At 66.6% G+C, this 7,766-nt stretch carries 8 protein-coding genes and 1 tRNA gene; 7 read left to right on the top strand and 2 right to left on the bottom strand.

The features are described 5' to 3' along the window. Positions 1–84: 84 nt before the first annotated feature. Complete coding sequence (locus ON37_RS06855) at positions 85–966, bottom strand: NAD(P)H-binding protein (protein WP_174362075.1); 882 nt, start codon at positions 964–966, stop codon at positions 85–87. 97 nt (positions 967–1,063) lie between these two features. Here ON37_RS06855 and ON37_RS06850 point away from each other — a divergent pair, with 97 nt between their 5' ends. Beyond that, entirely contained in the window at positions 1,064–1,384 is a 321-nt protein-coding gene (locus ON37_RS06850; RefSeq protein ID WP_040717926.1) for an ArsR/SmtB family transcription factor, read from the top strand. Between the two features lie 153 nt (positions 1,385–1,537). On the opposite strand, the gene ON37_RS06845 is transcribed toward ON37_RS06850, so the two are convergent. Next, positions 1,538–2,101, bottom strand: a complete 564-nt coding sequence (locus ON37_RS06845; RefSeq protein WP_040717925.1) for a DUF2165 domain-containing protein — start codon at positions 2,099–2,101, stop codon at positions 1,538–1,540. Between the two features lie 649 nt (positions 2,102–2,750). On the opposite strand from ON37_RS06845, the gene ON37_RS06840 reads away from it, so the two are divergent. The 6 genes from ON37_RS06840 (at position 2,751) to ON37_RS06815 (ending at position 7,698) form a co-directional block, all read left to right on the top strand. Continuing rightward, positions 2,751–4,136: a dihydrolipoyl dehydrogenase family protein gene (locus ON37_RS06840; protein ID WP_040717924.1), complete on the top strand. Its 1,386-nt coding sequence runs from the start codon at positions 2,751–2,753 to the stop codon at positions 4,134–4,136. 94 nt (positions 4,137–4,230) lie between these two features. After that, on the top strand, positions 4,231–4,572 hold the full coding sequence (locus ON37_RS06835; protein ID WP_040717923.1) for an MmcQ/YjbR family DNA-binding protein: 342 nt from the start codon (positions 4,231–4,233) through the stop codon (positions 4,570–4,572). Between the two features lie 28 nt (positions 4,573–4,600). Beyond that, complete coding sequence (locus ON37_RS06830) at positions 4,601–5,047, top strand: nuclear transport factor 2 family protein (protein WP_040717922.1); 447 nt, start codon at positions 4,601–4,603, stop codon at positions 5,045–5,047. Between the two features lie 111 nt (positions 5,048–5,158). After that, positions 5,159–6,373, top strand: a complete 1,215-nt coding sequence (locus ON37_RS06825) for a DUF445 domain-containing protein (protein ID WP_040717921.1) — start codon at positions 5,159–5,161, stop codon at positions 6,371–6,373. Between the two features lie 80 nt (positions 6,374–6,453). Further along, positions 6,454–6,529, top strand: a tRNA-Gly gene (locus ON37_RS06820). A gap of 266 nt (positions 6,530–6,795) precedes the next feature. Next, positions 6,796–7,698 (top strand): aromatic prenyltransferase, encoded by a 903-nt coding sequence (locus ON37_RS06815; protein ID WP_040717943.1) that lies wholly within the window; start codon positions 6,796–6,798, stop codon positions 7,696–7,698. Positions 7,699–7,766 lie beyond the last annotated feature (68 nt).

The following is a 7,766-nucleotide window of genomic DNA, read 5'->3' as shown; positions in this document are numbered from 1 at the left end:
GGCACCTCGAACCGCACATCGACCGACGATTCTCGACGCTGCCCGACCCGAGGGAAGTGCGGAGTACAGGTCGTCGGCTCTGGGTCAGATCTGCGACGTTCGCAGTCGGAGAAGCCTTCTCAACGGGAACGCTTCGGCATGGTCGATTGCCCACTGTTCGAAAGAGCGCGCCGGGCGGCCCGTGATCTCCTGGATGGTCGACGTGACGAGGGTTGAAGTAGAACGCTTTTCGGCGGCGGCAAGCAGGGCGTCCACCAGTGCCTGCGGGCGGCCGTCTGCGAGCATCTGCAGCCGCGCGGCCTCGACGGCGACCTCCTCGAAGCGCAGCGAGCGACCGATGGCTGCGCCGATCGCGTCGACCTGCTCCGGGCGGCTGATCACACGCGGCCCGGTCAGGAGATACGTTTGCCCGGCATGCGCGGCGTCGGTGAGTGCGGCCGCCGCGACGGCGGCGAGGTCACGCGGATCTACGACTGCGGTCGGGGCGGTCAGTGGTCCTCGCACCACGCCGGTCGCCCGGATCTGTTCCGCCCAGCCGAGGGTGTTACTAGCGATGGTGTCCGACCGCAAAATCGTTCGGGCAAGGCTACTTCGGTCGATCAACTGTTCCATGGCCGCGTGCATGGCGAAGATAGGATCGTCGCGTTCCTCGCGGGTGCCGACGCCCACCGAGGAAAGGTAGACGATTCGCTGCGCGTGACGGCCGACCGCCTCCAGAACCGCGGGCGCGCCGTCGGTGTTCAGGAACGGCCACATCAACAGCACGGTGTCCACACCGATCAACGCCGCTTCGAGCGATTCGAAATCGGTGAGGTTACCTTCGACGATGTCGACTCCGGCCGGCAGCACGGCCGAGACCCTCTCCTCGGCGCGCACCAGCGCTCGTACTGCCGGCGCCCTGAGATCGTGCAGGCGATCCACCACATGCCTGCCAACATTGCCTGTAGCGCCGATCACCAGAATCATGTGCCGCACCTCTCTTGCTTCGGCAAGTAGCAGATACCGACTGTAGCGCTACTTCGATCTTCGTCAAAGTCTCGAATTGCTTGATACAGTCGTCGACATGCGGGCACTGCACCATCCCAGCCTCGATTCGATCGGGCTGGCAACGATCCTCAACGCACTATCCGACCCGGTGCGTTTGCAGGTGGTCGGCCAGCTCGCCGGCGCAGGAGGCACGGTCTGCGGAGAATTCGATGTAACAGTCACCCCATCGACGCTGTCGCATCATCTCAAGGTGCTCCGCGAAGCAGGACTCGTGCGCGTCATTCAGGAAGGCAGTTGCCGTCGGCACACCCTCCGTCTCGACGAAGTCGAGGACCGGTTTCCCGGCGTGCTGACCAGCATCGTGCGCGCCATCCACGCCGACAGCTCGGTCGCTTGACGATCAGCATCCATCACTACGTTGCAGGGACACGCTCGCACCGGGTAATCAGGCGCGCTACCACCTCGCAGTGACGAGCCGGCTATCCGAATTTTCACGCTCCGAGTACCGCGGCGTCGGATGTCGGCTTCGAGTCGAGCGCTGCTCCGTTCGTCATTCGGCCTGGGCCCGCTCCTCCGGGCGCGAGGCAGATTCCGGGAGGTGGACCAGAATCAGTCCGATGCCGGCGATCAGGAAGTTCTGCAGCGCCGCCGAGGACGCGTTCACCTCCTTGTTGGCCCACATCCGGAACCACTCGCCGCCGATGGTCAGGAAGCCGCCGGCGAACAGCAGCACCGCCATGGTCCAGCCCAGGCTCGACAACTTGGCCGCGGTGTCCGGCCGCAGCCGCACCCGGCTCGGACGTCCGCTCAGTGCGCGCACCCATGCAGCAGCGGCGACGAGCAGGACGACGGCGATGGCGAACTCCCAGATCACCACGAGCACATAGGCGATCAGCGCGACATTGCCACTGGTGATCGCTCGCCAGTCGGTGCCCGGGTTGTGAATCGTGGCCCGCATCGACAGCACGGCCGATACACCGCGACGGTTGGTGACGGTGTCGGTGCAGTTGGTGACCGCGACGAACAGATAGTAGAAACCGGTGATCGCCGTGAGCACCGCGACGGCCATCCGCCGGCTGCCCACCATGTCGAGAATTCCCGCGCCGATTCGCATGAGCCCAACCAACCGCACGCGCGGCGCGGCGTCAACCGCACTGTGGCAGGCCGACTTTCGAGTTCGACCGAATGCACCCCCGGCCACTCGTCCGGAGATCCTCCTGCCAAAATACCTCCGGCCCATCACATCGGCGATGTGATGGGCCGGAGGTGGTCCGGTCGCGGGTCAGGCCGCGCTTCCGCTGGTACCCAGCGCGACCAACACGTTCGCAAACAGCGTCAAGAAGTCCATTCCGGTTCTTACCTTTCGATCTCAGCAGTGGCCGCCAAGCATGCATGCCCAATGTTTCGGGCAGGTTATCCGGCGGTGAAGTCGATCCCACAGGCGCCGGGTCGCGACGCGTCGCCACTGCCCCGGATATGCGCGCCGACCCTGCGGGCTCACCGTCACCGCGCCGAACCGATCCCGGATCTCGGTCGGCTGAGCCCGCCACCTCGTCGGGAGTGCCGGCGTAGCCGTTGTCCTGCGCGGGCCCACGATTCAGCGGTGAAATGCGCCCTCGGCGGTTCGACTCCGCGGTCAGGGCCGCATGGCGCAGGTGCGCGTGCGTCGAACGAGGACCACGACGCGGCGATCCGCGCAGTTGGCACCATGGTCTGCGAGACTCGTCCGTGCCCATCGCCTCGAATCGAAGGAGCGTGATCGCATGCCCGCCGAAAACCCGGCCACCGAATCCGTGGATGCCGTCGTCATCGGCATGGGGCCGGGCGGCGAGGCCGTGGCCACCGAACTGGCGCGGGCCGGGCTCGCCGTGGTGGGCGTCGAAGGCCGGCTGCTCGGCGGTGAATGCCCCTACTACGCCTGCGTGCCGACCAAGATGATGGTGCGCGCCGCCGAAACCCTCGCCGAGGCACGGCGGGTCGGCAGGCTCGCGGGAAGCGCGCAGCCCCAACCGGATTGGGCACCGGTAGCGAAACGGATTCGCGACGAGGCCACCGACAACTGGGACGACCGGGTCGCCGTGGAGCGGTTCGAGTCGGCCGGCGGGACCTTCGTCCGCGGCTGGGGCCGCCTCGCCGGACCCGGCCAGGTCCACGTCGACACCGCGGACGGTCCGCGTGATTTCCGAGCGCTGCGGGCGATCGTGCTGAATCCCGGCACGGTGCCCGCCGTACCGCCCATCGAAGGTTTGGCCGAGACACCGTACTGGACCAACCGGGACGCGGTGACCACCACCGAGGTTCCGGAATCGCTCATCGTGCTCGGCGGCGGGCCGGTGGGCGTCGAGTTCGCGCAGATCTTCGCCCGGTTCGGCGCCGAGGTCACGGTGGTCGTCCGCAGTCGGCTCATCCCCCGAGCGGAACCGGAGGCAGCCGAAACCCTGGCGAAAGTCTTTGCCGAAGAAGGCATCTCGGTGCGAACCGGCGTCGACACCGAACGCATCGACCACGACGGCGAGTACTTCACCGTGCGGCTGAGCACCGGTGACCCGATCCGCGCCCGGCGACTGCTGGTCGCCACCGGCCGGCACACCGATCTCGGCGCCCTCGGTATCGGCACCATCGGCCTGGACGAACACGCCCGTGGCATCGAGGTCGACGACCGGTTGCGCGCCGCCGAGGGTGTCTGGGCGATCGGCGACGTGACCGGGCACGGCGCGTTCACCCACATGTCGATGTATCAGGCCCGCATCGCCGCCGCCGACATCCTCGGCTCGGCCACCGAACCCGCGCAGTACCACGCGGTCCCGAACGTCACCTTCACCGAACCCGAGATCGGCTCGGTCGGCATGACCGAGGCGCAGGCCCGCGAGGCCGGGCTCACCGTGTGGACCGGGCGAGCCGACATCCCGGCCGCCACCCGCGGCTGGATCCACGGTCCGGGCAACGCCGGATTCGTCAAGCTCGTCGCCGACGCCGATCGCGGCATCCTGGTCGGCGCCACCTCGGTCGGGCCGGTCGGTGGCGAGGTGCTCAGCGCGCTGACGGTGGCGGTGCACGCCCGCGTGCCGATCACGACGCTGCGGGAAATGATCTACGCCTACCCCACCTTCCACCGGGCCATCGAGGCCGCCCTGGGCGACCTGGGCTGAGCTCGGCGTCGCGCCGGCCGACATCGGCGGCCGATCCCGCGCGAGTTCCGCCGAACCCGTCACACATCGCCGGATTCGTCCGCATAATCGGCCCATGGCCGATGCCGACGACGTCCGCCGAATTGCCCTGGGGCTGCCGGAGTCCGCCGAACAGCCGCATTTCGACATGCCGTCGTTCCGGGTGCGCAAGGCGATCTTCGCGACGCTGCCCGATCCCGAGCACGCCCATGTGATGGCCAGTGCGTCCGATATCCGGGAGGCGGTGGCGGAATACCCGCACTGCTGCTCCGAGAAGTGGTGGGGCCGGCGGTTGTCGGCGGTGCGGGTCGATCTGGCCGCGGCCGATACCGACCTGCTGGGCGAACTGCTGACCGACGCCTGGCGGCACCGGGCACCGCGGGCCCTCGTTCGCGCATTCGACGCGGCCGCCGGCTGACCGGCGTTCACCCTTCGGAGGTATTGCAATGCTGTCCCTGCAGGAGATTTCGGACCGCCTCGAAATCGAGGATCTGATGGTCCGGTACTCACACGCCGTGGACACCCGGAACTGGGATCTGCTCGACGAGATCTTCACCGCGGACGCGTACATCGACTACTCGGCCATGGGCGGAGCATGCGGTGGCCTGCCCGAGATCAAGAAGTTTCTGGCCGCGGTGATGCCGAACTTTCCCGCCTTCCAACATCTGATCAGCAATTCCGCGATCACCGTCGACGGCGATTCCGCCACCGCGCGCACGATGTGCCACAACCCGATGCTCGTCGGGGAAGAAGGCAAGCAGAACCTGATGCTGTGCGGCCTGTGGTACCTCGACACGTTCACCCGCGTCGACGGCGCGTGGCGAATCGCGCGCCGGGTCGAGGAGAAGAGCTACATGTTCCTCGCGGCCGCGCCCACCACCGGCTCACAGTAACCCCCGGAATAGAACCTGTTACAGTTCGCGCGTGGGGCTCGATAACACGTCACCGATTCGGCATCGCTCGCCGATTCGCCACTGTGCACCGATTCACCGCGGAGCGGTCGCGTGATCGCCGATTTCGCCGAGCACTGGCTGCTGTACTGTTCGATCCCGGTGGTCGCCGCCCTGATCGGCTGGTCCACCAAACTCGTTGCCGTCGAAATGCTCTGCCGCCCATTGGAGTTCCGCGGCGTCCGGCCCTGGTTCGGTTGGCAGGGGGTCATCCCGAAGGCAGCGCCGCGGATGGCGACCATCGCCGTGGATCTGATGTTCTCCCGGCTGATCGATCCGCAGGAGATCCTCGGCCGCATCGATGTGGCCCAGCTGACCACCACGTTGCGCGAACCACTCGACGAGGCCGTGGCGCACACCGTGCACGAGCTGATGATGCGCTACGAGCCACGACTGTGGGTCACCATGCCGCAGTTCGCCCGCGAGGCGATGATCCGGCGAGTCCAGCGCGACGTTCCGGAGCTGATCGACGAGATCGTCACCGATCTGCGGACCAACCTCGACCAGATCATGGACCTGCGGGCCATCGCGATCGACACCCTCGTCAACGACAAGGCGCTGCTGGTCCAGATGGTCCGCCGGGTCGGCCATCACGAACTGCGGTTCATCGTCCGTTCCGGGCTGCTGTTCGGCACCCTGCTCGGATTCGTCCAGATGATCACCTGGGCATTCACCCATTCGTCGTGGTTGATGCCGGTGTTCGGCGGATTCACCGGCCTGGTCACCGACTGGCTGGCCCTGCAGATGATCTTCCGGCCGGTGCGGCCGTGGCGGATCTTCGGCCGGATCGGCTGGCAGGGCCTGTTCCACAAGCGGCGCGAACAGGTCTGCATCGACTACGGGGACCTGATCGCCACCGAAATCCTCACCCCTGCCAAAATGCTCGAGGCCGTCCTCAACGGGGAGCGCTCGGATCGTCTGGCGTCGATTCTGGCGCGGCGGATGGACGAATTCATCGATACCCAGTCCGCACCGGCGCGGCCGCTGGTGATGCTGGTCGCGGGCGATTCCATCACCCGGGTCAAGCGCGAGATCGTTCCCGAAATGCTGGCCTATATCCGAAGTGCCGCAGCCGGATTCGAGGATCACGCCATGCGCACCCTGGATCTGCGCAATCTGGTGATCGAGAAGACCCGCCAGCTCACCGACGACGAGTACGAGGGACTGCTGCGTCCGGCGTTCAAACAGGACGAGTGGAAACTGGTCGCTATCGGCGGCGTGCTCGGATTCCTCGTCGGCGAGCTGCAGGTGCATCTGCTGCTCAGCTGACCCGTAGCCGCTGACCTGCCGATTCGCGGTTACCCGCCGCGATCGGCTATTGTTTTTCTCGCACCGCCGGACGGCGGGATGCGGATGTAGCGCAGTTGGTAGCGCATCACCTTGCCAAGGTGAGGGTCGCGGGTTCGAATCCCGTCATCCGCTCCACGAAAGTATCGGGCTCGGGCAGTTGCCCGTGCCACATTCTCGGGTACCGCGGTCGATCGTCTCCGCGAAACACAGCCCTCCCCCGCCGGATCGGCAGCCGATTGATTCGGTCCGATGGGCTCCCACCAGCGGGCAGTCCGACGGCCACATTGCTGCGTAAACTCCGGTCCGCGTTCGGCATTCGAACTCCGCCGGGTACGGCTTGCCGTCCGGCCGTCGAGGTCGGCGCGATCGCGCAGTTGTTCGCAGCACCCATGGAAGGACGCATGCCCACCACCGAATCCGAGCTGGACGACCTGTATGCGGCCATCGAGAAATCCGCGCGGATTTCGAACATTCCCTGTACGCCCGACGCCGTCCGGCCGGCCCTCACCGCGTTCGGCGCGATACTCACCCAGTCGGTGATGTCGTTTCGAGTGGTCACCGAGGCTCGTCGCGCGGGCGACCTCGACTATCGATTCCTGACCCTGCCCAGCGATATCGACCCTTACCGGATCGCTGTGTCGCACAACCTGATTCCCGACACCGACCATCCGATCGGCACGCTGCTGGACCAGGTCCGCGAGCACTGCCCCGTGGACAGCTACGGAATCGATCTCGGCGTGGTCGGCGGCTTCAAGAAGATCTGGCCGTTCTTCCCGGCCGACAGCGTGCAGAAGGTCTCGGACCTGGCCACACTCCCGGCGATGCCGGCCGGTCTCGCCGACCACGCCGACATGTTCGCCCGGCACGGGCTGGAGGACAAGGTCGGCCTGCTCGGCATCGACTACCACGACAAGACGATGAACGTCTACTTCCCGGGCCTGCCCGCCGAGCACTTCCAGCCCGACGCCATCGTCGCGTTGCATCGCGATGCCGGATTCGCGGAGCCGAGCGAGGAATTCCTCTCGCTCACCCGGCAGGCGTTCGACATCTACGCCACATTCGGCTGGGAGTCGAATCGGATCGAGCGCCTGTGCTTCCCGGTGATCACCGCGGATCCCACCAGCCTGCCGGTCCCGCTCGAACCGCGCTTCGCGGACCTGCTCGACCGGGTCCCGATCACGACGAACGAGCGCCGCTTCACCTATGCCGCCACCTCGTCCCCCGGCGGGGAGTCCTACAAGTTCAGTTGGTTCTACCGCTGGCAGCCCCGAATTCTGGACAAGATGAAGACCACCGATTCGTAGTCTCGCCTGCAGCATCGTTTCGGTGGCCGCCGCCGCGACACAGCGGCCGGCCGCGGATGTGCGGGATC

The organism is Nocardia veterana NBRC 100344 (assembly GCF_000308855.1).
Lineage (GTDB): Bacteria > Actinomycetota > Actinomycetes > Mycobacteriales > Mycobacteriaceae > Nocardia > Nocardia veterana.
Note: the sequence above shows the minus strand (reverse complement) of the source record. Positions and strands in the feature narration are given on the sequence as shown.